This is a genomic window from Streptomyces chrestomyceticus JCM 4735, assembly GCF_003865135.1.
Lineage (GTDB): Bacteria > Actinomycetota > Actinomycetes > Streptomycetales > Streptomycetaceae > Streptomyces > Streptomyces chrestomyceticus.
In genome coordinates this window covers 9,352,359-9,377,418 of record NZ_BHZC01000001.1, presented here as the reverse complement: position 1 = coordinate 9,377,418, position 25,060 = coordinate 9,352,359, and the positions used below count along the sequence as shown (strand labels likewise).

The window sequence follows — 25,060 nt, the reverse complement described above, 5'->3', positions numbered from 1 at the left end:
CTCGCGGCGACCAAGGTGCCGAGGAGCTGTACCTCGTCCCCGAGGTGCCGCGTACCGCCGCGTCGGGCAAGGTCATGCGGCACCGGCTGCAGAACTGCCCGGCCCGGCTGTGGGCCGTCAACGCAGTGAGTCACCGCCGGGTGTCCGGCGTGGGCGGCGGACGCTGCGCGGGCGGAGGGCGAGCGGTCGGGCGGGCTGCGGTGGGCCGTGGTGGCGGGGCGGCGACGGGCGCGTACGAGGACTTCCCGCGGGCCGCGGTGGAGCGGTTCGGTGGAGAGGTGCGCTGCTACCCGGACCTGGCGGCGGTGGCCGAGGGCTGCAGCGACTACGTACCGGAGGGCGTCGTGCTCTTCCCCGAGCCTGTCCCCGTCAGCAGGCCGGAGAGCGGCGCGGATCACCTCGCTGCTGCCGTACGGGAGGTCGCGGCGCTCGGTGCACAGGTACGGGAGTGGCTGGCCGGTCAACGCGACGACAGGGCACGGTTGTTGGTGGTGGTCCGGGAGCCGGAAGCGGCAGCGGCGGAGGGCTCGGTTGTGGCCGGGGCGGCGCTCGTACGGGCTGCCGTGCGCGGGCTGATGCAGGCGTGCCGGGAGAGCGGGTCACCGTCCTCGCGCTGCCCCGGGCGCGCCCGCCTGCTCCCGGGTCTGCTGGCGGCGGCCTTGTATTCGGGCGAGCCGGAGGTGACGTGGCACGACGGCGCGCTGACGGTCCCTGTAGCGGCGCCCGTCGCCGCCCGGCCCGGCGCGGCCTTCGGCCCGCACGACGCCCTGCTGCTGACGGGCACCGACTCGCCGCTGACAGCCACGCTCGCCCGCCACCTGGTCACGGCCCATCGGGTCCGCCGTCTCGTACTCGTCGGGGCGAAGAACCGGGTGGGGACGAAGGGCCCGGCGGGTGCGAAGAGCCCGGCGGGAGCCGCAGGAACGGACCTCGCCGCGCTGCGTACGGAACTGGAACGCCTCGGGACGCACGTGACGCTGATCCTTCGCGACGCGTCGGCGGACGCGGAGAGCGGGGCCCTCAACGCCGCGTTGAAGCGCCTGGAGCGACAGGTGACCGGCGTGCTCCACATCCTTCCGGACACCACCGCCGCCGACGCTTCGTGCGCCCCGGACGGCGACGAGGCCGACGAACTGGCCGCAGAAATCGGTATGTTGCTGGCGCTGGACCGCTTCGCCGCGACGCGCACGTGCAGACGTTCGTGACCGTCGACCCGACGGAAGACGGCGCCGGCCCCGTACCGGTGGCTGCCGCCGCCCTGGCCCGGCACCGGCAGGCGCTCGGGGCTGCCCGCACTCGCCCGCCCTGCCGGCCGGCGGCCTGTCGAAGCGCGGGCTCACCGCGGCGTTCGACCTGGCCCTCGGCCGTACGGAAGCAGTCCTGGCCGCCCGTCCGCCCGCCGAAGAGCCGTCGGGCGGGGGCGGGGACGCGGCGGCGCCGCGCCATGCGAGCGGCCTGCTGAATCTCGTGGTGGAGACGTGCGCGGAGGTGCTGGACGGCCCCGGCGCCACGGCATTCGACCCGCAGCGGGCCTTCCGCGACGCCGGACTGACGTCGCGGGGCGCCGTCGAACTGCGCAACCGCCTGGCCACCGCCACCGGACTCAGCCTGGCCTCGTCGCTGGCCTTCGACCACCCGACCCCGTACGCCGTGGCCGCACACCTCGAAGCGCGCCTCTCCGGCCGCGCCGCCCCCGAGGACTCGCCGCACGGAGCGAATGCCTCGGCGACGGAGCCGGTCGCCATCGTCGGGATGAGCTGCCGCCTCCCGGGCGGGGTGACCTCGCCCGAGGACCTGTGGCAGCTCGTACGGGACGGGCGGGACGCCATCTCCGGGTTCCCGACCGACCGTGGCTCGGGTTCCGACGACGTGGCTGGGACTGGCGACTGTACGACCGGACCCGACCACCCCGGCACGTCGTACGTCGGGAGGGCGGGTTCCTGCACGACGCGGGCTGTTCGACGCGGACTTCTTCGGCATCGGCCCGGGAAGCCTCGCCATGGATCCGCAGCAGCGCCTGTTGTTGGAAGTGTCGTGGGAAGCCGTGGACGTGCCGGGCTGGACCCGAGTCGCTGCGCGGCAGCCGCACGGCGTCTTCACCGGCCTGATGTACACGACTACGGGAGCCGCGCACGGACGTGTATCCAAGACGAAGGCGCGTGAATTCGAGGGCCTGCTCGGCATCGGTGCTTCGGGCAGTGTGGCGTCCGGGCGGATCGCGTACACGCTCGGCTGGAGGGACCGGCGTTGACCGTCGATACGGCGTGCTCGTCGTCGCTGGTCGCCCTGCATCTGGCGTACGGTCTACGACTGGGCGAGTGCGACTCGCCTGGGGGGCGCCACCGTCATGGCAACTCGGCAACCTTCGTCGGAGTTCAGCGCCAGGCGGGCTGGCGCCTGACGGACGCTGCAAGGCATTCGGCGCGGAGGCCGAGCGGGACCGCGTTCTCCGAAGGAGTCGCCGTCCTCGCGGTCGAGCGCTGACGACGCCGAACGCAACGGCACGCGTCCTGGCGTCATCCGCGGCTCGCGTAACCAGGAGGCGCTCCAACGGCTCACGCCCCCAGCGGACCCGCCAGCAGAAGTCTCCGTGAGGCGCTGCGCGATGCGGGCTGGCCGCGTTCGGACGTCGAGCCGTCGAAACCCACGGCACGGGACGGTCTCGGCGACCCGATCGAGGCGAACGCGCTGCTGGCACGTACGGGCGCGACGCGCAGGCGAGCGGCACTGTGGTTGGGCTCGGTGAAATCCACATCGGACACACTCAGCCGCCGCGGAGCCACCGGCGTGCTGAAGATGGTGCTGGCGCTCCAGCAGAGGAACTGCGCGCACCTGTACGCGGAGGAGCGTCCCCGACATCGATGGGCGTCCGGGGCGTGCGCCTGCTCGGCGAGAACACCCCTGGTCTGTTCCGGGGAGGACGTCGGCGCGCCGCCGTTCTCCTTCGGGTCAGCGGGACGAATGCGCATCTCATCCTCGAAGCGCGTCTCGGGATCAGGTGGCGGAACCGGGCGGCGACGACGAAGGCCGGGACACTCCGCAGACGTTCCTCGGGCCTCCCTCGGACATGCTTCGGACATGCCGTGGGTGCTGTCGGCCAAGTCGGAACGGCTCTGGCGCTAGGCCCAACGTCTGCTCACCCACATCGCGGCACCCGGCGTTCCCCGCAGGCCATGGCCACGCCTGGCACACCCGTACATCACCTTCCCCACCGCGCCGTCTGACGCCACCAGTCTGACGAACGGGAGCCGCCTCACCGCGCTGGCGACACCAGCAGCATCCGGCCTCGTCGGGGCACCGTACGGCCACCGGGGCCGGGCCGGTCTTCGTCTTTCCAGGTCAGGGCAGCCAGTACCCGGGCATGACCGCCGAACTCCTGGACAGCAACCTCACATACGCCCACTGGATCGGCCAGTGCGAGGACGCCCTCGCTCCTGGGTCGGCTGGTCGCTGACGGATGTCCTACGAGGTGCCCGGTTCCCGCCTCGACGCGTCGACGTGGTGCAGCCGCCCTGTTCGCGTGTACGTCGCCTCGCCGTACTGGCAGACCTCGGCATCCACCCCACCGCCGTCACCGGCCTCCCAGGGCGAGATCGCGCGCCACATCGCCGGCGCCTCACCCTCGCCGATGCGGCCCGTATCAGCGCTCTCCGAGCCAAGCCTCCTTCCCTGACTGGCAGGGCGCCATGGCTCCTCAACCTCCGGCGGAAGTTGTCCAGGGCCTGCTCCGAGCAGACACCATCGCGGCGTCAACAGCCCTGCACACTGTCATTTCCGGCCCCCCGACCAGGTCAGCAAGCCTCGCCGCGCGCGAATCCCACGGCGCCGCACCGACTCCTCCGGTCGACTACGCGTCCACTCCCCCAGATCGAGACATCAGGGAGAAGCTGGTCGCTGCCTGGCACGGTCGGCCCGGGAAGCACGGATTCCTTCTTCTCGACGCTGCTCGGGCGTTGGGCGGAGCCCAAGGAGCTGGACGCGGAGTACTGGTTCGCAACCTCCGCGAACCGTACAGTTCCACACCGCATCACCACTCCTCAAGCAGGCCACACACTACATCGAAACCAGCCCCCACCGTCCTCACCCCCGCCATCGAAGAAACGCCACACCAGAAACACCGCATCCACACCACGGAACCCTCACCGCACCACCCGACACCCACCACTCCACACCACAGCCGCCCACCTCCACACCCACGGCCACACATCACCTGGCCACCACACAACCAACCGACCACCAACCTCCACCTACCCTTCCAACACAACACACTGGCTGGACATCACGGAAGAGGGCGGAGAAGGGGCTGCCGAGGACGAGCGGTTCTGGGAGCGGCTGGAACGGGCGCGCGATGCCAAGGAAAGCGGCGGCGACGGCTTGCGGAGGACGAACGGCAGGCGCTCGGGCTGGTTCTGCCAGGCTGCTCGCCTGGCGCGACGAACTGCGGACCGAAGCCGCGCTGGACGCATGGCGCTACAGGTTGAGTGGGCCCCGTCACGTCCGGCGCCGGACCGGAGCGGGTGACTGGCTGGTGCTGGTGCCGACGGGCTCCGGCGCTCGGTGCTCGACGGCCTTGTCGCGTCGCTGATCGACGCGTTCAGCGCCGTGCCGGGCATGCACGGTCGTACGGATCGACCGGAGGCCCGGATTACGTGTGCTGACCGAGGCATTGGCGCACCGGTACGTGGCGTGTTGTCCTGCTGGCGCTCGCCGACGACCGCTGCTCACGTCCGCGTCGGAGGCCCGGCGGGCTTCGCCTGCACCGTCGAAGTCCTCCAGGCCGTACAGGCAGCACAAGCGGTCACGACGACGCTCCGGCACAGTGCCCCAACTATGGTCGTCACCACCGGATCGGTCACCGTCGACCGAACGACACGTCACCCACCCGGCAGGTGCACTCGTCTGGGGCCTAGGCCGGGTCGCCGACCAGGAGTGCGGCGGGGTGTGGGGCGGCGTCGTGGATCTGCCGCCGGAGCCACGGAGGCGGACGTACTGCGTCTGGTGGACGTCTCGTGGGGGCCCGGGGCGAGGAGAACGAATGGCGTACGGCCTGCCGGCGTGCTCGCGCGGCGGTTGCGCGGGGCACCGCTGGCGCACGCGCCGTACTCCGTGACTGGCGTCGGAGACGGGGACGTCGTGGTGACCGGTGGCACGGGGTCGCTCGGCGCCATGTGGCGCGGTGGCTCGCCGGGCGCGGCGCGGAGCATCTGCTGCTGCTCGGGCGGCGTGGGCGGGCGGCGCCCGGCGCCGACGACTGGTCGCCGAGCTGACCGCGCCGGTACGCGGGTGACCGTCGCCGCCTGTGACGTCGGCGACCGGGACGAGCTGGCCGTCGTCTGGCGGGGCACCGTATCGACGCGGTCGTGCACGCTGCCGCGGAGCTGGACGACGCGCTGCTCGGCGATCTCACCGGGAGCAGATCGCGCGGGCGCTGCGGGCCAAGGCGGTCGGGGCGGTCAATCTGCACGAGCTGACGCGGGACGCGGAGCTGTCGGCGTTCGTCATGTTCTCGTCCATCGCGGGTGTCTGCGCGCTCTCCGGCAGTCCAACTACGCGCCGGGCAATGCTTTCTCGACGCACTCGCCGAGCACCGCGTGCGTTGGGTCTTCCGGCGACGGCGATCGCGTGGGGCACTGGGAGGGCGGCGGGATCGCCGCGCCGGAGGTGGAGGAGCAGTTGCGCCGCGGGGCACGGCCTCGCTCGCGCCGGAGCCCGCCCTGCGCGCGTTGCAGGCCGCGCTGGACCGCGACGAGACCGTGTCGCGTGGTCAACGCGGACTGGAGCACCATGGCCCGTCGCGCTCTCCGGGACCTGTTGCCCCCGGAGAGCCGGCGCGACCGCCGAGCCGTCGGGCGGTCCGCTCCAAGGGCTGGCCACCGCCACGGTCAAGGAGCAGGAGAAAGCGGTACGGAGGCTGGTGCGCGAGAGCGCGGCGGCCGCGCAGGGCCGGGCTTCCGCACCGAGGTCGAGGACGGCCGCAGTTTCCGGGACCAGGGCTTCGACTCGCTCGCCGCGGTCGAGCTGCGCAATCGCCTCAACCGCGCCACCGGGCTGCGGCTGCCGACACCGTCGTCTTCGAGCAGCGGGACCCGCGTCGCTGGCGGCCCATGTACGTACGCAGTTGTTCGGGCCGGTACGGAAGTGGAAGCAGGACCGGCGGCTGCGGAGTCGCCGCCGCGCGTGCCCTGACGCACCTGGAAGCGATCGGAGCGCTGCTGCGGGAGGCGGGGACACGGGGAAGGGTTCGACGAAGTGCGCGCCCGGCTACGGACGCTGGCCACCAGGAACCGGCCGACCGGACGGCTCTCCGGCAACGGTTCGCACACCGCCCGCCGGACATCAGCCAGGGCACGACCCGGAAACCAACCAGGACATCGACCGGACATCGACTGGGAGACGGCCACCGACGACGAGGTCGCCGGTCTCATCCACCGTGAATTCGGCATCTCGTGAGGAACCGGACGGGGGCACCGATGAACGACGACCACCAGTTGCGCCGCCTGCTCAAGCAGGTCACCGGGGAACTGCGGCACACCGGAACGCGCTGAGCAGGACCGGGAGCCGGTCGCGATCGTGGGGATCGGCTGCCGCTTCCCCGGGGCGTCGACTCCCCGAGGCGCTGTGGGACGTCGTCGCGTCCGGCGGTGAGACGACCGGGGACTTCCGGCGGACCGGGCTGGGACCTCGGCGGCTGCGCCGCGCGGACGCCGGAACGGGCGGTCCGCCTTCACCGAACGCGGTGGGTTCTGGCGGACGCGACGCTTTCGACGCCGGATTCTTCGGCATCTCGGACGCGAGGCGCTGGCGATGGACCGCAGCAGCGGCTGTTGCTGGAGGTGGCCTGGGAAGCGGTGGAGCGTACGGGCATCGATCGCATGCCTGGCGGGCCGCAAGGTCGGCGTGTTCACCGGCATCACGCACGACCACGGCGAGGGGGTGCTGGACGCGCCTGGCGAGTTGGAGGGCTTTCTGGGGATCGGTGCTTCGGGGAGCGTGGCGTCGGGGCGGATCGCGTACACGCTCGGACTGGAGGGCCGGCGCTGACGGTCGACACGGCGTGCTCGTCGTCGCTGGTCGCCCTGCACCTGGCGTACGGTCCCTGCGACTGGGCGAATGCGACCTCGCCTGGCCGGCGGCGCCACGTCATGTCCACCCCATGACTTCATCGAGTTCAGCGCCAACGCGGACTGGCGCGGACGGACGCTGCAAAGCCTTCAGCGCACGGCGACGGAACCGCCTTCGCCGAAGGCGCCGCGGTCCTCGCGGTCGAGCGGCTCTCCGACGCCGAACGCAACGGCACACGTCTGGCCGTCATCCGCGGCTCCGCCGTCAACCAGGACGGCGCTCCAACGGCTCACGCCCAGCGGACCCGCCAGCAGAAGGTCATCGTGAAGCGCTGCGCGATGCGGGCTGACCGCTTCGGACGTCGACGCCGTCGAAGCCCACGGCACCGGCACACCTCGGCGACCCATCGAAGCAACGCCTGCTCGCGCCTACGGCCCGGCGCGAACGCCCCTGTGGCTGGGCACGGTCAAGTCCAACATCGGGCACCCAGGCGCGCGGGGCCGCCGGGGTCATCAAGATGGTCATGGCCTGCGCACGAGGAATTGCCGCGCACCCTGCACGCGGACGAACCCTCCCGCACATCGACTGGACGCGGGCCGTACAACTGCTGACAACGGCGACACCTGGGAAGCACCGGCACCCGCGCCGCGCCGCGTCTCCTCTTCGGCGTCAGCGGCACAAGCCACTCGTCTCGAAGCCGCCGCCGTACTCCCGTAGCACATTGGTCGAGGAGCCGCCGTCGTCCCTGGCTCCTGTCGCAAAGGAGAACGGCCCTGCGCGCGCAGGCGGAATCGTTGGCGGCATGGCTGCCCGGGCGGCAGGAGACGCCGTGGGTGTGGCGCGGGCGCTGGCCGTGAGCCGGGCGGCGCTCCGGGACGCGCGGTGGTGCTCGGCCGTCCATGGCGGGACTTCTGGACGGAACCGGGCTCTGGCGAAGGCGTGTCTCCGACCAGGCGAGGTGGTCACCGGCCGCCGGTGCAGGGTGACACTGCTTCTCTTCACCGGCCAGGGGTCGCAGCGGCCGGGCGCCGGGGCTGAACTGGCGCCGTCTTCCCGGCGTTCGACGTCGCGCTCCGCGACGTCTGCGCGGCGCTCGCGCCCACTTGGACCAGGATCGTACGAGGTGCTACGGGCGGAGGACGGTTCGCCGTCGGCTGCCCTGCTGCGCCGTACGGAATACGCCAGCCGGCGATCTTCGCGCTACAGGTCGCCTGTTCCGGCTGCTGGAGTCCTGGGGCGTGGTGCCCGACGTGCTCGCCGGGCATTCCATCGGCGAGTTCGCGGTGGCCCATGTGTCCGGTGTGCTGACACTGCCGGACGCCGCGCGGCTGATCGCGGCCAGGGCGGCGCTGATGCAGGCGCTGCCGGAGTGCGGGGCGATGGTCGCGGTGCAGGCGCCCGAGGCCGAGGTCCGCGCGCGGCTGACCGCGTACGAAGGACGGGTCGCGCTCGCCGCGGTGAACGGGCCGGAGGCCGTGGTGCTCTCCGGCGACGAGCACGACGTACTGGAGCTCGCGGCCGGCTTCGCGGCAGCCGGGCACGGACCCGCCGGCTCCGGGTGAGCCATGCTTCCACTCGCCGCTGATGCGGCCGGTGCTCGAACCGTTCCGGTCCGCGCTGGCGCGGGCCTCCTTCGGGACGCCGCCGTGCCGGTGGTGTCACGCTGACGGCGGGCGGTCGATCCGGCGTACTTCGGATCGGCGGAGTACTGGGTGCGGCACATCGTCTCACCGGTGCGTTTCCTGGACGCCGTACGGGAGCTGGAGCGCGACGAGGCCGTACGTTCCTGGAGCTGGGCCGGACAGTGTGCTGTCGGCGATGGCCAGGAATGCTGACGGACGGCGACTCGCTCGCCGTACGCTGATGCGCCGGGACCGGCCGAAGTGGCCACCCTGCTCGCGGCGGTGGCACGGACGCATGTACGCGGCGGTCGGGTCGACTGGCGGCGGTACTGCCAAAGCGCGACGTCGACCTGCCGACGTACGCTTCCAGCGCGGCGGTACTGGCTCGCCGACGTGCGGGAGCGGTCCGCGAGACACGAACGCCGGAGCGGATGCCGTACCGGCGGGCCGGGGACACGCCCGACGTGGCACCGCGCCACCGTCACCACGACGACGAGGTGCTGCGCCTGGTGACGGACGCCTGCGCCCAGGTGCTGGGCGGCCCGGTGCGGTACGGCGGTGGCGACGCGGCCGACGACGGTACGCGGGCGGCGGCCTTCGACCCTCGGCGGGCGTTCCGCGACGCCGGGCTGACCTCGATGGGCGCGGTCGAACTGCGCAACCGGCTCGCCACCGCACCGGGCTCACCTCTCCGCGTCCTGGCTTCGATCACCCCACGCCCCTGGCCTGGCCGCACATCTGGTGGACCGGCTGACCGGCGCCCGGAACCCTCGGCGGCCCGGCCTCGGGACCGCGCCACGGTGGACGGCCCGGGGGACGACCGGTGGTGATCGTCGGCATGGGCTGCCGTTTCCCGGCGCCGTCGCCTCGCCCGAAGACTGTGGGAGCTGGTGCGCGACGGACGCGACGCGGTTTCCGCGTTCCCGCGACCGCGGCTGGGACCTGGCGGGCTGCACATCCGACCGGACCACCCCGGCACGACGTACGCAGGGAAGGCGGTTTCCTCGCGGACGCGCCGGGTTCGACCCGCGTTCTTCGGCATCGGCCCCGGGAAGCCTCGCCATGGACCCGCAGCAGCGGCTGTTGCTGGAGGTCTCCTGGGAAGCGGTGGAACGGGCCGGTATCGATCCGACCCGGCTGCGCGGTACCGTACGGGCGTCTTCACCGGCCTCGCGTTGCAGGACTACGCCAATCGCCCGCAGGACGTGCCGGGTGACCTGGAGGGGTACGCACCACCGGTGGGGCGGCCAGTGTGGCGTCCGGCCGGGTGGCGTACGCCTTCGGCCTGGAGGGCCGGCCTGACCGTGGACACGGCCTGCTCGTCCTCCCTGGTGGCCTCCACCTGGCGGTGCGCGCGCTGCGTCAGGGCGAGTGCGATCTGGCGCTCGCCGGTGGTGCGACGGTCATGTGCAGTCCGACGGCGTTCGTGGAGTTCAGCCGTCAGCGTGGGCTGGCGCCCGACGGGCGTTGCAAGGCTTTCGGTGCCACGGCGGACGGCGTGGGGTGGGGCGAGGGCGTCGGTGTCCTGGTCGTGGAAAGGCTGTCGGACGCCGAACGCAACGGCCACCAGGTCTGGCCGTCGTGCGCGGATCGGCCGTCAACCAGGACGGCGCCTCCAACGGCCTCACGCCCCAGCGGACCCGCCCAGCAACGCGTGATCCGGGACGCCCTGCACGACGCCGGGCTCGGCCTCGGACATCGACGCCGTCGAAGCCCACGGCACCGGCACCACCCTCGGCGACCCCATCGAAGCCAACGCCCTGCTCGCCGCCTACGGCCCGGCCGCGAACGCCCCTGTGGCTGGGCACGGTCAAGTCCAACATCGGGCACACCCAGGCCGCCGCCGGGGCCGCCGGGGTCATCAAGATGGTCATGGCCCTGCGCCACGAGCAGTTGCCGCGCACCCTGCACGCGGACGAACCCTCCCGCACATCGACTGGACCGCCGGGCCCGTACAGCTACTGACGACGGCAACGCCCTGGGAAGCCACCGGCACCCGCGCCGCGCCGCCGTCTCCTCCTTCGGCGTCAGCGGCACCAACGCGCATGTCGTGATCGAAGCCGCTCCGGTCCCGGCGGACCCGTCCCTGCCGACCAGGGGCCGGGCCGGCGAGCCGGCTCCGCTCCCCTCGTCCTCTCCGCCGTACGCCCACGGCTCTCGCCGCGCGGGCCCGGCAGCTCGCCGACCGGTGGCGGACCGCGCCCGCAGGACATCGCCGCTCCTGGCCACGACCGCTCGACGTTCGAACACGCGCCGTGGTCGTCAGCGGCACCCGCGAAGCACTGGCCGCGCTGGCGGACGGCAGGCCGACTCCCGATGTCGTCAGCGGCACGGCGACCGCGCGCGGAGGTCATGCTTCCTCTTCACCGGCCAGGGGGCGCAGCGGATCGGCATGGCGCGGGAGTGGTACGCGGCGTTCCCGGAGTTCGCCCGTGCCCTGGACGAGGTCTGCGCCCACTTCGAGGAGCGCTCCGGCGGACCGTTCGGGAGCTGCTGCTGGCCGAAGAGCCGTGGAGCCCGTAGCCGTGGAGCCGTAGCCGTCGAGCCCGAGAAGCACGCGGCGGGGCCGGGCCCGGTGTCCGTCACCGACACCGCCTTCGCCCAGCCGGCCTCTTCGCCGTCGAGGTGGCGCTGTTCCGGCTGCTGGCGGCGTGGGACATCCGTCCACTCACTGGTGGGGCACTCGATCGGCGAGCTGACGGCGGGCACGTCGCGGGCGTACTGTCGCTGCGCGACGCCTGCCGGCTGGTCGCGGCCCGGGGGCGGCTGCTCGGTGCGCTGCCGGCGGCGGTGCGATGGTCTCCGTACAGGCTTCCGAGGAGACGGTGCTGCGCTGCTGGCCGGGCACGAGGACCGGGTGGCGGTCGCGGCCGTCAACGGCCGGCGTCCGTCGTGCTGTCCGGGGCCGCGGACGCCCTCACGCCGGTCGTCGCCGCCTGCGGGACCGCGGCCACCGGACGCGCCCGCTGCGGGTCAGTCACGCCTTCCACTCCCCGCTGGTGGACCCGGTGCTGGACGCGTTCCGAGCGTGGCCGAAGAGATCGACTACCAGGTGCCACACTGCCGGTCGTCTCCGGCGTCACCGGGCGGCTCGCCGATCCGGCCGACCTCTGCTCCGCCGGGTACTGGGTACGACAGGTGCGCGACGCCGTACGGTTCCACGACGCCGTGAGCACCTTGCGGGCCGCCGGTGTCACCGACTTCTGCGAGCTGGGGCGGACACGGTCCTCGCCACCTCGGCCGCCGAATGCCTGGCGGCCGGCGGTGCGGAGCAGGAGGCCGGGACGCTGACGGTGAGCGTGGCCCGCAGGGGCGCCCGGCGGTACGTACCTGCTGACCGCCCTCGCCGAACTGCACGTCCGGGGGCGCGACGTGGAATGGGCCGCATGGTGGCGGGCGGACTGTCGGTCGACCTGCCGACGTACCCGTTCGAACACCGCAGGCTCTGGCTGGAGCCGGGCCGGGGCAGGTCCGCCGCGGCGCCGGGGCAGCGGACGCTGGACACCCGCTGCTCGGCGCCGGCGTCGAACTGCCCGGTGGCCAGGGCATGGTCTGCACCGGCCAGGTGTCGGCAGCGGGCGCCACCGGCTGGCTGGGCGATCACGCCGTGCTGGGCACCGTCCTGCTGCGGGTGCCGCGCTGCTCGACATGGCGCTGCGGGCGGGCCGGGAGGTGGACAGCCGCGCGTCGAGGAACTGACGGTCGAGGTGCCGCTGGTCGTGCCGCGCGACGCGGCGGTGCCGCTGCGCGTCGTCGTGAGCGGGCCGGAGCCGGGGACCGGGCAGCGGTCCGTCGAGATGTACGCCCGACAGCCGGGGACGGGGGCGAGGGCCGGGAGCCTTCGTGGACGCGGCACGCCACCGGTGTGCTCGGCGCCGCCGACGGCCCGCTGCCCGAGGGCCGGGCGTATGGCCGCCCGCGGGTGCGACCGCGCTCGACGCCGGCGACCTGTACGCGCGGATGGCGGAGCACGGCTTCGACTACGGGCCCGCGTTCCGTGGGCTGGTGCGGGCCTGGCGCCGGGCGGACGAGGTGTTCGCCGAGCTGGCCCTGCCCGAGGCGGCCGGACCGCTCACCGCGGGCACGGTGCACCCGCGCTGCTGGACGCGGCCAGCACGCCGCCCAGCTCCTCGACACGTCCGACGAGCCGGGCCGGGTGCCGTTCTCCTGGTCGGGAGTACGCGGCGGTGACCGCGCGGTGGCCCGGGCGCGGGTCCGGATGGCGGCCCGGCCGGAGGCTCCGGACACCGTCGAGCTGCTGGTCTGGGATGAGCACGGCCGCCCGTACTCGGCGTGGACGCGCTGACGCTGCGCGCGGTGCCCAGGGACCGGCTTCCCGCACCGGGTGACCGGACGGCGGGTGACCGGCTCGCCGGAGAGCTGTTCGCGGTGCGCTGGACGCCGTGGACGCCGTCGCCTCCGAGGACGACGGCGCCGCCTCCGCGCCGGAGGCCGTGGCGGACTTCGTGATCCCCCGCCGCTCCCGGCGACCGTACGTCCGTCGTCGACCGGATGCACACCTGGACCGATCGGGTGCTGGCGGAACTGCAAGCCAGCACGGATGCGGAGGCGGACGAGGACGCCGGCCCCTGCTGATCGTCACCCACGGCGCGGTCCGGGTCGCCGACGAGGAGGTCACGGACCCGGCGGCAGCCGCCGTGTGGGGCCTGGTCCGGTCCGCGCAGACCGAACGCCCCGGCCGTGTCGTCCTGTTGGACCTGGACGAACCCGGGTCGCTCGCCGACCTCGCGGGCAAGGTGCTGGCCGGTGGCGAACCGCAGACGGCGGTGCGGGCGGGCACGATGTTCGTACCCCGGCTGACGACCGTGCCGAGGGAGCCCACCGAGTCGGGCACCGCCCACCGGTGACCGGCCACGGTGTGCTCCCGGACCTGTCCCCGAGGGAACCGTCCTGGTGACCGGCGGCACGGGCGGCGTGGGCTCGGTGACCGTACGGCACCTCCTCGACCTCGGCGCGCCGCACGTCACCGTGCTCAGCCGCCGCCCGGCGCCCGCCGCTTCCCCGGAGGCCGGCGACGGGCCGGACGGCCGGGTCCGCCATGTGACGTGCGATGTGGGCGATCGGGCCCAACTGGCCCACGCCATAGCCTCCTTGGACCGTCCGCTGACAGGTGTGGTGCACGCGGCCGGTGTCGCCGACGACGGTGTGATCGGCTCCCTGACGCCCGACCGGCTGCGCGGTGTGCTGCGCCCAAGGCGGACCCGGCCTGGTGGCTGCACGAACTGACCCGGGAGGCGAATCCGGCGCTGTTCGTCCTGTTCTCCTCCAGCGCCGCCACCTTCGGCGCTCCTGGGCAGGGCAACTACGCCGCCGCCAACGCCTTCCTCGACGCGGTCGCCGAGCACCGTGCGCCTCGGCTGCCCGCCGCCTCGCTGGCCTGGGGCATGTGGGAACAGCGCACCGGCGTCACGGCCCATGTGACCGACAAGGACCTGGCCCGTATGGCCCGGGCCGGGATGCTCACCCTCCCTACGGAGGAGGCGCTACGGCTGTTCGACGTCGCGGTGGCGTCCGGGCGTCCCACGCTCGTACCGATGCGCTTCGACGCCGGTGCGGTGGCACGCTCCGGCTCCGTACCTCCGCTGCTGCGCGAACTCGCGCCTCGTGGCCCCGTTTCGCGCTCGAAGGGCCCTCCACGGCGAACGGCACTGCCGCCGCCGGGGCTTCGCTCACGGACGGGCAGGAGCTGCGCCGTACGCTCGCGGCCGCGTCCCCGGCGGACCGGCGCCGTCTGCTGTTCGACCGGGTCAGCCGGCAGGTCGCCGTCGTCCTGGGGTACGAGGAACTGGCCGGTACCGGCGAACGGGAACTGCGCGACCTGGGCCTGGACTCCCTCACCGCGGTGGAGCTGCGCAACGGTCTGATGGCCGCCACCGGCGTGCGCCTGCCCGCCACCGTCGCCTTCGACCACCCAGCGTCGCCAAGCTCACCGACTTCCTGCTCACCGAACTGGAGCCGGACGACGACGCCGCGGAGGCCGCCGTCCTGGCGGGCATCGACGACCTGGCCGGGGCGCTGGCGGCCATGGACACGGGCGCCGCCGCACGCACCCGGGTCGCCGTCCGCCTCCAGGCACTGCTCTCGCAGTGGCAGGACGCCGGTAGCGCGGGCGGGGCCGGCCCGACGACGTACGCCAGGACATCGAGGACGCCGGCGAACAGGAGCTGTTCGCCTTCATCGACGCCGAGTTCGGCACGCCCTGACCGAGCGCAGAACCGCGGAGGAACTGGTCCCATGACCGACGACAAGACCCTTCGGTACCTCAAGAAGGTCACGGCAGAACTGCACAGCACCCGGCAGCGGCTGGTCGAGGCGGAGACCGCGCGGCACGAGCCGGTCGCCGTCGTCGGCATGGGCTGCCGCTATCCCGGCGGCGTGACCACGCCGGAGGAACTGTGGCAGCTCGTACGGGACGGGCGGGACGCCGTGTCCGGGTTCCCGACGAACCGCGGCTGGGACCTCGCCGGGCTGTTCGACCCGGACCCGGACCGGCGCGGCAGGTCCTACGCCAGGGAGGGCGGGTTCCTGCACGACGCTGGGCTGTTCGACGCGGACTTCTTCGGCATCGGCCCGAGGGAGGCACTGGCGATGGACCCGCAGCAGCGCCTGTTGTTGGAAGTGTCGTGGGAGGCCGTGGAACGTGCCGGGCTGGACCCGGAGTCGCTGCGCGGCAGCCGCACCGGCGTCTTCACCGGGCTGATGTACCAGGACCACGTCACCCGGCTCTTCCCCACGCCGGAAGAGATCGAAGGGCTGCTCGGCGCGGGCGGCGCGGGGAGTGTGGCGTCGGGGCGGATCGCGTACACGCTGGGGCTGGAGGGGCCAGCGCTGACGGTCGACACGGCGTGCTCGTCGTCGCTGGTCGCCCTGCACCTGGCTGTACGGTCCCTGCGACTGGGTGAGTGCGACCTCGCGCTGGCCGGCGGCGCCACCGTCATGTCGACCCCATGACCTTCATCGAGTTCAGCCGCCAACGCGGACTGGCCCCGACGGGCGTTGCAAGGCATTCGGCGCTGCGGCGGACGGCGTGGGCTGGGGCGAGGGCGTCGGCATCCTTGTCGTGGAACGGCTGTCGGACGCCGAGCGCAACGGGCACCGCGTCCTGGCCGTCATCCGTGGCTCCGCCGTCAACCAGGACGGCGCCTCCAACGGCCTCACCGCCCTAGCGGGCCCGCCCAACAGCGTGTGATCTGGGACGCGTTGCGGGACGCCGGGTCCTCCCCCGCCGACGTCGACGTCGTCGAGGCGCACGGCACGGGAACGAACCTGGGCGACCCCATCGAGGCGAACGCGCTGCTGGCGACGTACGGACGGGAACGCGAACGGCCGCTGTGGCTGGGCTCGGTGAAATCCAACATCGGACACACCCAGGCCGCCGCCGGAGCCGCCGGCGTGCTGAAGATGGTCATGGCACTCCAGCACGGAGAACTGCCCCGTACCCTGCACGTCGACGAGCCGTCCCCGCACGTCGACTGGTCCGCCGGACCCGTACGTCTGCTGACCGAAGCCAGGGACTGGGAAGAGGCCGAGGGCCCGCGCCGGGCCGCCATCTCCTCCTTCGGCGTCAGCGGTACGAACGCCCACCTCATCCTCGAAGCGCCCCGCGGGACGTACGCGGCGGAACCGGCCGGCGACGAAGGTCGGGACGCTGCCTGGGGCAGCCCTTGGGACGTCGCCTGGGTGCTGTCGGCCAAGTCGGAACCGGCTCTGGCCGCTCAGGCCCGACGTCTGCTGACCCACGTCACCGAGCACCCCGAAGACTCCCCACAGGCCATCTCCCACGCCCTGACGACCACCCGCACCACCACCTTCCCCCACCGCGCCGTCCTGACCGCCGCCACCGCACCGGACCAGCTCCACAACGCTCTCAGCGCGCTGGCCACCGGGCAGGACGACCCGTCAGTGATCCGGGGCACCGCCCGGCCCACCGGAGCCGGACCGGTCTTCGTCTTCCCAGGTCAAGGCAGCCAGTACCCCGGTATGACGGCCGAACTGCTGGAGACCAACGCCACCTACGCGCACGCCATCACCGCCTGCGAGGACGCCCTCGCTCCCTGGGTCGACTGGTCGCTGACCGATGTCCTACGGGGTGCCCCGGACGCCCCCGCACTCGACCGCGTCGACGTGGTCCAGCCCGCCCTCTTCGCGGTCCTCGTCGCGCTCGCCCGTACCTGGCAGCACCTGGGCATCCACCCCACCGCCGTCACCGGCCACTCCCAGGGCGAGATCGCCGCCGCCCACATCGCCGGCGCCCTCACTCTCCCCGACGCCGCCCGCATCAGCGCTCTCCGCGCCCGAGCTCTCCTCCCCCTCACCGGCCACGGCGCCATGGCTTCCATCAACCTTACGCCGCACACCGTGCAGGAACTCCTGCCGCTCGACACCACCATCGCCGCCGTCAACAGCCCCACCACAACCGTCATCTCCGGACCCGCCGACCAGATCCAGCAAGCCCTCACCCGCGCCACCGAAACCCACAACGCCCGCACCCGCCTCCTCCCGGTCGACTACGCCTCCCACTCCCCCAGATCGAACAGATCCGGGACCGCCTGCGCTCCGAACTCGACGGCATCACCCCCCGCGACACCGGCGTTCCCATGTTCTCCACGCTCCTCGGCCGCTTCGTCGAGGGTGCGGAACTCACCCCCGACTACTGGTTCCGCAACCTCCGCGAACCCGTACAGTTCCACACCGCCATCACCCACCTCCTCCAAGCAGGCCACCACACCTACATCGAAACCAGCCCCACCCCGTCCTCACCCCCGCCATCGAAGAAACCGCCACCACCCACGAAAACACCCGCATCCACACCACCGGAACCCTCCACCGCAACCACCCCGACACCCACCACCTCCACACCACAGCCGCCCACCTCCACACCCACGGCCACACCATCACCTGGCCCACCCACACCAACCAACCGACCACCAACCTCCCCACCTACCCCTTCCAACACCAACACCACTGGCTGGACGCCGCACCACCCGTCGGCAGCTCAGATGTACGGGACGAGCTGTTCACCATCCGGTGGGAACCGGCGGGAGACCATGCCCCGGCCGTCGACCGGCCCGGACGCAACCTCTCGCCGGGCGACCTGGTGGTGCTGAGCGGACCGTACGCCGCCACCGAAGACGGAGAACCGCACCCCGACGCCGCCACAGCCGTGCTGCCCTCTGGCTCCTCCCGGACGCCGACGAAGACGCCGACGAGGCCGGGTCCGCCCTCGACCGCGCCCGTACCGGTGTGACACACGCGGTGACCGTGATGCAGCAGTGGCTGGGTGACGCGCGCTGGGCTGACGGACCGCTGGTCGTCGCCACGTCGGGTGCGGTCGCCGTGCGGGATGAGCGTACGGACGGCTTCGGGGACGCGGCGGTATGGGGAGCGGTGCGTGCGGCGCAGGCCGAGAATCCCGGCCGTATCGTGCTGGTGGACGTCGAGGACCGTGACGCGCTCACCGATGCGGTCGCTGCGGTGCTCGCGAGTGGCGAGCCCGAAGCCGCCGTACGCGATGGGCAGTTGCTCGTACCCCAACTGTCGGCGGTGGCCCCGGCGTCCGCCGCGGGGCCGGCTCCGGACCCGGCGGGCACCGTCCTGGTGACCGGCCGGCCCGACCCTCGGCCGTGCGGCATCTGGTGGCCCGTGGCGTACGTCATTTCACGGTGCTCACCGGCCCGGACGGCGAAGCCACAAAGATCACCGAGGCCATGACCGACTCCGCCTTCCCGTGCGAGGTCCACGCCGTCCCCTGGGACAGCACCGACCCACCGCAACTCACCGCCATCCTGGCCGAGCTGTCGCGGCCGCTGGCCGGTGTCCTGCACGGCGTACCGGCCACGGACGACGGCGTACTCGGCTCCCTTGCGCCGGACGGGCTCGACGCCGCCCTGCTCCAGGTGGCCGCACCGGTGTGGTGGCTGCACGAAGCGACTCTCGGCCTCGCGCCGGCCTTCTTCCTCGTGACCTCCCCAACGGCGGGCCTGCTGCCCAGGATCGGCGAAGTGGCCCAGGCGAGCGGCACCGCCTTCGTGACCGCTCTCGTCCAGCACCGGGCCGCCCTGGGGCTGCCGGGCCAGGTGATCGCCTGGGAGCGCGACGCGGACGGCGGACGGCACGGCACGTCGCCCCTGTCCGACGACCGGGCCGCCGACCTGCTCGGTGCGGCGGACGGCGGGCCGTCGGTACTCGTACCGCTGGGCCTCGTTGCCGGAGAACTGGCGGACCGGGAGCAGTACGGGGGCCTGCCGCCGCTGCTGGCCGCGCTGGCCCGTACCCGTATCCGCGACGGCGGCCGTACAGACCCGCAGGACGGACGGCCCGGCGGCGGCGCTTCGGACGCGGAGCGCCTGCGGGAGCGGCTGACCGGGCTCCCGGCGGACGAAGCGGACGAGGTGCTGACCGAGTTGGTGCGGCGCCAGGTGGCCGCCGCGCTCGGTCACGCCTCTGCTGCCGACATCGATCCGGACCGGGCCTTCCGCGATCTGGGGCTCGACTCGCTGCTCGCCGTCGAGCTGCGCAACCGGATCGGCGCCGCGACGGACCTGCGGCTGCCCGCGGGGCTGCTCTTCGACCAGCCGAACGCCGCGGCGCTGGCCGTGCACCTGCGGACGCTGCTGGCGCCGCCCGAGAAGGCGCCCTCGGCCGCCGTCTTCGCCGAGCTCGACCGCGTCGAGGCGCTGGTGGGCGAGGCGGCCACGCACGACGAGGACGTGCGCGCCGGTGTCGTGGCGCGCCTGCGGGAGATGGCGGACCGGCTGACGGGCCGGGCGGCGGACGGCGCGGCGGCGGACCGCGACCGCGTACGGACGGCAACCGACGAGGAGCTGTTCAGCCTCATCGACGGACTCGACTCGACCATCTGACGACGGAACGGAACGCGGGGTGGACACCGTGCACAGCAACGAAGAACGGCTCCGGGACTATCTCAAGCGGGTGACGGGCGACCTCCAGGCGGCCCGCGCCCGGGTGCGGGAACTGGAGGAGGACACCCGGGACGCCGTCGCCGTCATCGGCATGGGCTGCCGCTGGCCCGGGGGCGTCTCCTCCCCCGACGACCTGTGGCGGTTGCTGACCGGCGACGCCGACGGCATCACCGCGTTCCCGGACAACCGTGGCTGGGACGTGGCGGGGCTGTACGACCCCACGCCCGGCACACCGGGCCGTACCCATGTCCGTACCGGCGGGTTCCTGCACGACGCGGACCTGTTCGACGCGGAGTTCTTCGGCATCGACGACGCCGAGGCGACCATGATGGACCCGCAGCAGCGGCTGCTGCTGGAGACCGGCTGGGAGGCGGTGGAGGACGCCCGGATCGACCCGCGCACCCTGCGCGGCAGCGACACCGGCGTGTTCCTCGGCATGGCGCGGCAGCCGTACGGGGACACGGTCGACGCCTTTCCCGAAGACGGCATCGGCCACCGGATGACCGGCTCGATCACGAGCGTGGCCGCCGGCCGGCTCTCCTACACCTTCGGCTTCGAAGGGCCGAGTACGACCCTGGACGCGGCCTGCGCCTCGGGGCTCGTCGCCCTGCACCTGGCCGGCAGTCGCTGCGCAACCGGGACTGTTCGCTGGCGCTCGTCGGCGCCGCCACGGTCATGGCGGACGCGGAGATCTTCCTGGAGTACAGCAGGCAGGACGCGATGGCGCCGGACGGCCGCTGCAAGTCGTTCTCCGCGGCGGCCGACGGCGCCGGGTGGGCGGACGGTGTGGGGGTCGTCCTGCTGGAACGGCTCTCGGACGCGGTACGCAACGGCCGCCGCATCCTGGCCGTCGTCCGCGGCAGCGCCGTCAACCACGACGGTGCGAGCAATGGTCTGACCGCGCCCAACGGCCCGTCGCAGCAGCGGATGATCCGCAAGGCACTGGCCGACGCCCGGCTGTCGCCGACACAGATCGACCTGGTCGAGGGGCACGGTACGGGTACGCCGCTCGGCGACGCCATCGAGGCCAACGCGCTGCTCGCCGCGTACGGGGCGGAGCGCGACCGGCCGCTGTGGCTGGGCTCGGTCAAGTCCCACCTCGGGCATCCCCAGGCAGCGGCGGGGATGGCCGGGCTGATGAAGGTGGTACTGGCGCTGCGCCACGGCACGCTGCCGCCGTCCCGGTACGCGGACCGGCCGGCCGAGACGGTGGAACGGTCCCCCGGCGCCCTCCGTCTGGTGGCGCGGGCGGCGCCGTGGCCGGAGACCGGGCAGCCGCGCCGGGCGGCGGTGTCGGCCTTCGGCGTCAGCGGCACCAACGTCCACACGATCCTGGAACAGGCACCGGAACCGACCGGTACGACGCCCGCTGCGGAGCCTGGCGACCGTGCGGTGCCGTGGGTGCTCTCGGGCCGTACGCCCGATGCCCTGCGTGACCAGGCGCGGCGGCTGCTGGCCGATCTGGCGGCGCGGCCCGGCCGGTCCGTACGGGACATCGGCTGGTCACTGGCGCTGACCAGGGCGTCCTTCGCACACCGCGCCGCGCTGCTCGGCGGCGACCGGGACGCGTTGACGGCGGGGCTGCGCGCGGTGGCGGACGGACGGGCCGCAGCGGAGGTCGTCCGGAGCGGCACCAGCGGCCGTCGGCAGATCGTCTTCGCTTTCCCGGAGTACGGCGGAGCAGCCGACCGGGACGCCTGGGCAGAGCTGGTGGCCACCCTGCGCGACCGGTCGCCCGGCTTCTCCGCCCTGTACGAGCGCTGCCGTACGGCTGCGGAGGCGTCGCTCGCCGACGCGGCGGACACCGAGGTCGACGCCCAGGTGACGGCGTACGCCGCGATGGCGGCCCTCGCCAACCTGTGGCGGTCCTGCGGCGTGCGCCCGGCCGCCGTCGTCGGTGACGGGCTCGGCGAGATCGCCGCGGCCTGTGCCGTGGGGGCGGTACGGCCGGAGGACGGCGCGCGGATGGCCGCGCTGCGCGGCAGCGGCGGCGATCCCGGCGCTGCGGCACCGGCCGTCGCGGAGACGGACGCCGCTTCCTGGTACTCCGCCGGGCAGGCCACCGAACTCGTCCTCGGTACGGTGCCGGCCGGGCACTGGCGGTCCGCCCCGGCGGGCTCCGAAGCGCTGGAGAAGGCGTTCGCGCAGTGGGACGGCCCGCTCGTGATCTGGTTCGGGGCGCCTGGTGGTACGGGGTTCGGGGTGCCTGGTGGCAAGGAGATCGGGCTGTCTGGTGGTACGGAGGCAGGCGCGTCGGCCGAGGTTCCGGACCGGCCGGGGGCAGCGGTCGTGATTCCCGGCGCCCGCTGCGGGGACGCGGGCGACCCGCTGCTGCCGGGGCTGGCGATGGCGTTCGCGTACGGCGCGTCCCCGGACTGGCGGGCGGCGTACGACGGCATCGGCGGCCGGGCGGTCTCCCTGCCCACGTACGCCTTCCAGCGCCGCAGCTACTGGCTCGGCCGCGACGACCGCGAGGGCCCTGACGCCCCCGAGGGCCACGACGACCGCGACCATCACGACAACCAGCACGCCGCCGCTGCGGCCCCCGGCCCGGTGAGCGCCTCATGACCGGCACGCCGTCCACCACGACCGACACGCCGTTCACCGGCGCCTTCTGGGCCGCCCGGGCCGCCGAACAGGAAGAGGTCTTCCACGAACTGCGGCAACGACCGCCCTCCTGGCACCCACTCGTCCCCGAGGCCGGTGTGCTGTCGGCCAAGGAGGGGGACGGGTTCTGGGCGGTCGTCCGGCACGCGGACATCCTCGAAGTGAGCCGCGCCCCCGCGGCCTTCTGTTCCGGTCGCGGCATGCTGCTCGACGACTTCCCGCCGGAGATCCTCCAGGCGACCCAGTCCTTCATCGCCATGGACGACCCGCGTCACGCTCAGTTGCGTCGGCTGGTGGTCGCCGCCTTCACGCCCCGGCGCCTGGCGGCCATCAGGGAGCAGATCGCCGCCCAGGCCCGGCAGATCGTGGACGGCCTTCTCGCCGCCGGTGACTGCGACTTCGTGGCTCAGGTGTCCCGCCGCCTGCCGGTGTGGACCATCGCCGAGATGATGGGGGTACCGGCGTCGCTCCACGACGAGCTGGCCACGGCGGCCGACGTCCCGCTGTCCGTCCACGAGGAGTCCGTGCACCGGGGCCGCGATCCGATGCGTGTGGTCGCCGAGGCCGTCGAGTTCGTCACCGGCATCGGCACCGACCTGGCCCGGGCCCGCCGCCGCCGGCCGGCCGACGACCTGATGACCAGTCTGGTGCAGACGGAGATCGACGGTGCCAGGCTGACCGACCAGGAGATCGGCGCCTTCTTCAACCTCCTGGTCACCGCGGGCTTCGACACGACGCGCAACACCATCAGCCATACGGCGCTGGCGCTCACCGCCCACCCCCGGCAACGGGAGCTGCTCCGCGCGGACTTCCCGGGGCTGGCGAAGACTGCGGTCGAGGAGTTCGTCCGCTGGTCCACCCCGGTACTGACGTTCCGGCGCACCGCCACGCGGGACGTGGAGCTGGGCGGCGCGCGCATCGCCGAAGGGGACAAGGTCGTCCTGTTCTACCTGTCGGGCAACCGGGACGAGCGGGTGTTCACCGACCCCCTCGCCTTCGACGTCCGGCGCTCACCCAACCCGCACGTGAGTTTCGGTGGCGGCGGGCCGCACCACTGTCTCGGCGCCGTCGTGGCGCGTACGCAACTGACCGAACTCTTCGGTGAACTGCTGCGCCGGGCGCCGGATTTCGAGGTGGGAGACGCCTCCTACCTGCACAGCAATTTCGTCCACGGCATCACGCGCCTGCCGTGCGCGCTGCCGCGTGGACACCGGAACCGAACTGGAGCAGAGCGTTGAGCGACACAGCAAGCCGTACGGACGAGAGCGCCGGGCCGCGGCACACCGGCGACAGCACGGTGGTCAAGCCGGGCGACCCCCGGTACGTGGACCTGATCTCCGGCACCAACCAGCGGTTCATCGGCAGCCCGGAACGCATCAGGCTGATCACCTCCACGGCCGACGCGGTGCACGCCGTCCAGGAGGCCGTGCGCGAGGGCAAGCGCATCGCGGTGCGCAGCGGAGGGCACTGCGTCGAGGACTTCGTGTGCAACCCGGACGTGGAAGTCGTGCTCGACATGACGCGGATGTCGCGCATCGAGTTCGACCACGCGCGTCAGGCATTCGCCGTGGAGAGCGGCGCGCTGCTGTTCAACGTCTACGAGCAGCTCTACCGGCGCTGGGGCGTCGTCATTCCGGGCGGCATCTGCTATTCGGTCGCCGTCGGCGGGCATGTCTGCGGTGGTGGGTACGGCATGCTGTCGCGCACCCTCGGGCTGACGGTGGACCACCTGGAGGCCGTCGAGGTGGTGTGCGTCGACGCCCAAGGCAAGGCGTACAGCGTGGTGGCGAGCCGGGACCCGGACGATCCGAACCATGATCTGTGGTGGGCCCACACCGGTGGTGGGGGCGGCAACTTCGGGCTGGTGACGCGTTACTGGTTCCGTACGCCCGGCCGTACCGGTACCGACCCGTCGCAACTGCTGGTCGCCCCGCCCGCCAAGGTCCTGTTCGGCCAGACGGCCGTCCCCTGGGACCGGCTGCCGGAGGCGGACTTCCGCCGGCTGCTCCTGAACTACGGTGCCTGGAGCGAGCAGAACAGCGCGCCGGGCTCGCCGGGCGCGGAAGTCTCCAGTGTCCTGGTGCTCAACCACCGCGCCGGCGGCCCGGTGGCACTGGTCAGCCAGATCGACGCGGAGCGGCCCGGTGCGCGGGACCGGCTGCGCGGCTTCCTCACCGCACTGGTCGAGGGCACTTCCGTCCAAGGCGATCCCACCGTCACCGAAGCCGTCCAGGAACTGACCTGGCTGCAGGCCAACCGGCACCTGGTCACCATCATCGGCAACCAGCCGATCCCCTCGGTCCGCGGCGCCACCAAGTCCGCGTACCTGCGCACCAACTACTCCACCGACCAGGCCGCCACGATGTACCGGCATCTGAACCGTCCCGACGTGCACAGCCCCGGCGCGATCGTGATGCTGATGCCCTTCGGCGGGCAGATCAACGCGGTGGCCCCGGACGCCACCGCCTCCGCGCAGCGCGACTCGGTCATCAAGATGCGGATCGAGAACTGGTGGGTGAACCCGGCGGACGACGCGTCGAACATCGGCTGGACGCGGGAGATCTTCCAGGACCTGTTCGCGGAGACCGGCGGCGTGCCCGTACCGGACTCCGCCACCGACGGCTGCTACATCAACTACGCGGACGCCGACATGACCGACCCGGAGTTCAACCGGTCCGGCATCCCCTGGCCGGCTCTCTACTACAAGGACAACTATCCGCGTCTGCGCAGGGTGAAGGGACGCTGGGACCCGCGCAACGTGTTCCGGCACCGGATGAGCGTCGAACCGCCGGCCGCGGAGAGCTGAAGTCCGTCTTCGAAGACCGT

Annotated in this window: 16 protein-coding genes and 13 pseudogenes; 26 read left to right on the top strand and 3 right to left on the bottom strand. The window is 72.9% G+C overall.

The genetic code is table 11. The annotated features are described in order from the left end of the window. From EJG53_RS40505 to EJG53_RS44155, 5 genes and pseudogenes are all read left to right on the top strand, one after another. Window positions 1-1,205: Rossmann-fold NAD(P)-binding domain-containing protein (locus EJG53_RS40505; RefSeq protein WP_125049066.1), on the top strand; the 1,205-nt coding region annotated here is incomplete at its 5' end. Between the two features lie 262 nt (window positions 1,206-1,467). Beyond that, window positions 1,468-1,800 (top strand): annotated as a pseudogene (locus EJG53_RS43725) (acyl carrier protein); the annotation flags it as partial. A gap of 49 nt (window positions 1,801-1,849) precedes the next feature. Then, window positions 1,850-2,484 (top strand): annotated as a pseudogene (locus EJG53_RS44165) (beta-ketoacyl synthase N-terminal-like domain-containing protein). A 78-nt stretch (window positions 2,485-2,562) separates the two neighbouring features. Then, window positions 2,563-3,123, top strand: a pseudogene (locus tag EJG53_RS44160) (hypothetical protein); the annotation flags it as partial. Window positions 3,124-3,334: 211 nt separating this feature from the next. After that, window positions 3,335-3,454, top strand: a pseudogene (locus EJG53_RS44155) (hypothetical protein); the annotation flags it as partial. Window positions 3,455-3,462: 8 nt separating this feature from the next. Here EJG53_RS44155 and EJG53_RS40860 read toward each other — a convergent pair. Then, window positions 3,463-3,606, bottom strand: coding sequence for a hypothetical protein (locus EJG53_RS40860; protein WP_154806434.1), 144 nt, complete (start codon window positions 3,604-3,606; stop codon window positions 3,463-3,465). 1,693 nt (window positions 3,607-5,299) lie between these two features. On the opposite strand from EJG53_RS40860, the pseudogene EJG53_RS44150 reads away from it, so the two are divergent. From EJG53_RS44150 to EJG53_RS44140, 4 genes and pseudogenes are all read left to right on the top strand, one after another. Further along, window positions 5,300-5,620 (top strand): annotated as a pseudogene (locus EJG53_RS44150) (KR domain-containing protein); the annotation flags it as partial. Window positions 5,621-5,979: 359 nt separating this feature from the next. Continuing rightward, window positions 5,980-6,060 (top strand): annotated as a pseudogene (locus EJG53_RS44330) (acyl carrier protein); the annotation flags it as partial. A 657-nt stretch (window positions 6,061-6,717) separates the two neighbouring features. Continuing rightward, a pseudogene (locus tag EJG53_RS40465) lies at window positions 6,718-7,041 on the top strand (beta-ketoacyl synthase N-terminal-like domain-containing protein); the annotation flags it as partial. Next, window positions 7,038-7,157, top strand: coding sequence for a beta-ketoacyl synthase N-terminal-like domain-containing protein (locus EJG53_RS44140; protein ID WP_371858824.1), 120 nt, complete (start codon window positions 7,038-7,040; stop codon window positions 7,155-7,157). The pseudogene EJG53_RS40465 and the gene EJG53_RS44140, both read left to right, overlap by 4 nt. 54 nt (window positions 7,158-7,211) lie before the next feature. On the opposite strand, the gene EJG53_RS40460 is transcribed toward EJG53_RS44140, so the two are convergent. Beyond that, window positions 7,212-7,448, bottom strand: coding sequence for a hypothetical protein (locus EJG53_RS40460; protein ID WP_125049061.1), 237 nt, complete (start codon window positions 7,446-7,448; stop codon window positions 7,212-7,214). On the opposite strand from EJG53_RS40460, the gene EJG53_RS44135 reads away from it, so the two are divergent. The 4 genes and pseudogenes from EJG53_RS44135 to EJG53_RS44270 all read left to right on the top strand — a co-directional run. Further along, on the top strand, window positions 7,408-7,779 hold the full coding sequence (locus tag EJG53_RS44135) for a hypothetical protein (protein WP_125049918.1): 372 nt from the start codon (window positions 7,408-7,410) through the stop codon (window positions 7,777-7,779). The two genes, EJG53_RS40460 and EJG53_RS44135, sit on opposite strands and share 41 nt — an antisense overlap. A 521-nt stretch (window positions 7,780-8,300) precedes the next feature. Next, window positions 8,301-8,624 (top strand): acyltransferase domain-containing protein, encoded by a 324-nt coding sequence (locus EJG53_RS41395; RefSeq protein WP_167515260.1) that lies wholly within the window; start codon window positions 8,301-8,303, stop codon window positions 8,622-8,624. A 150-nt stretch (window positions 8,625-8,774) separates the two neighbouring features. Next, window positions 8,775-8,897, top strand: a complete 123-nt coding sequence (locus tag EJG53_RS43550; RefSeq protein WP_280526806.1) for a hypothetical protein — start codon at window positions 8,775-8,777, stop codon at window positions 8,895-8,897. A gap of 332 nt (window positions 8,898-9,229) precedes the next feature. Further along, window positions 9,230-10,806, top strand: a pseudogene (locus EJG53_RS44270) (acyl carrier protein); the annotation flags it as partial. A 200-nt stretch (window positions 10,807-11,006) separates the two neighbouring features. Here EJG53_RS44270 and EJG53_RS43210 read toward each other — a convergent pair. Beyond that, window positions 11,007-11,393: a hypothetical protein gene (locus EJG53_RS43210; protein WP_244955743.1), complete on the bottom strand. Its 387-nt coding sequence runs from the start codon at window positions 11,391-11,393 to the stop codon at window positions 11,007-11,009. A 1,134-nt stretch (window positions 11,394-12,527) separates the two neighbouring features. On the opposite strand from EJG53_RS43210, the gene EJG53_RS40440 reads away from it, so the two are divergent. The 13 genes and pseudogenes from EJG53_RS40440 to EJG53_RS40385 all read left to right on the top strand — a co-directional run bounded on the left by EJG53_RS40440 (window position 12,528) and on the right by EJG53_RS40385 (window position 25,040). Next, entirely contained in the window at window positions 12,528-12,875 is a 348-nt protein-coding gene (locus tag EJG53_RS40440; RefSeq protein WP_125049059.1) for a polyketide synthase dehydratase domain-containing protein, read from the top strand. A gap of 212 nt (window positions 12,876-13,087) precedes the next feature. Then, window positions 13,088-13,552, top strand: a complete 465-nt coding sequence (locus EJG53_RS40435) for a SpnB-like Rossmann fold domain-containing protein (RefSeq protein WP_125049058.1) — start codon at window positions 13,088-13,090, stop codon at window positions 13,550-13,552. Between the two features lie 46 nt (window positions 13,553-13,598). Further along, a pseudogene (locus EJG53_RS44125) lies at window positions 13,599-14,569 on the top strand (SDR family NAD(P)-dependent oxidoreductase). Continuing rightward, a complete protein-coding gene (locus EJG53_RS44120; RefSeq protein WP_371858823.1) occupies window positions 14,476-14,943 on the top strand; it encodes an acyl carrier protein in 468 nt (155 codons plus the stop codon). The pseudogene EJG53_RS44125 and the gene EJG53_RS44120 overlap by 94 nt, the downstream one beginning before the upstream one ends. Continuing rightward, a pseudogene (locus EJG53_RS44325) lies at window positions 14,940-14,984 on the top strand (hypothetical protein); the annotation flags it as partial. The gene EJG53_RS44120 and the pseudogene EJG53_RS44325, both read left to right, overlap by 4 nt. Before the next feature lie 51 nt (window positions 14,985-15,035). After that, window positions 15,036-16,619, top strand: a pseudogene (locus EJG53_RS44115) (type I polyketide synthase); the annotation flags it as partial. A 66-nt stretch (window positions 16,620-16,685) separates the two neighbouring features. After that, a pseudogene (locus EJG53_RS44110) lies at window positions 16,686-17,812 on the top strand (acyltransferase domain-containing protein). Next, window positions 17,733-18,416: a SpnB-like Rossmann fold domain-containing protein gene (locus EJG53_RS44105; protein WP_371858778.1), complete on the top strand. Its 684-nt coding sequence runs from the start codon at window positions 17,733-17,735 to the stop codon at window positions 18,414-18,416. The pseudogene EJG53_RS44110 and the gene EJG53_RS44105 overlap by 80 nt, the downstream one beginning before the upstream one ends. Continuing rightward, window positions 18,329-19,567 (top strand): KR domain-containing protein, encoded by a 1,239-nt coding sequence (locus tag EJG53_RS44265; protein ID WP_125049054.1) that lies wholly within the window; start codon window positions 18,329-18,331, stop codon window positions 19,565-19,567. The genes EJG53_RS44105 and EJG53_RS44265 overlap by 88 nt, the downstream gene beginning before the upstream one ends. 28 nt (window positions 19,568-19,595) lie before the next feature. After that, window positions 19,596-21,190 (top strand): annotated as a pseudogene (locus EJG53_RS44090) (type I polyketide synthase); the annotation flags it as partial. Between the two features lie 27 nt (window positions 21,191-21,217). Continuing rightward, the gene (locus EJG53_RS44085) at window positions 21,218-22,195 is read left to right on the top strand and encodes an acyltransferase domain-containing protein (RefSeq protein WP_371858822.1); all 978 of its coding nucleotides are present in this window, start codon (window positions 21,218-21,220) and stop codon (window positions 22,193-22,195) included. Continuing rightward, a complete protein-coding gene (locus tag EJG53_RS40390; protein ID WP_125043141.1) occupies window positions 22,192-23,472 on the top strand; it encodes a cytochrome P450 in 1,281 nt (426 codons plus the stop codon). Before EJG53_RS44085 ends, EJG53_RS40390 begins: the two co-directional genes overlap by 4 nt. Then, entirely contained in the window at window positions 23,469-25,040 is a 1,572-nt protein-coding gene (locus EJG53_RS40385; protein ID WP_167515013.1) for an FAD-binding oxidoreductase, read from the top strand. Before EJG53_RS40390 ends, EJG53_RS40385 begins: the two co-directional genes overlap by 4 nt. The last annotated feature ends 20 nt before the right edge of the window (window positions 25,041-25,060 follow it).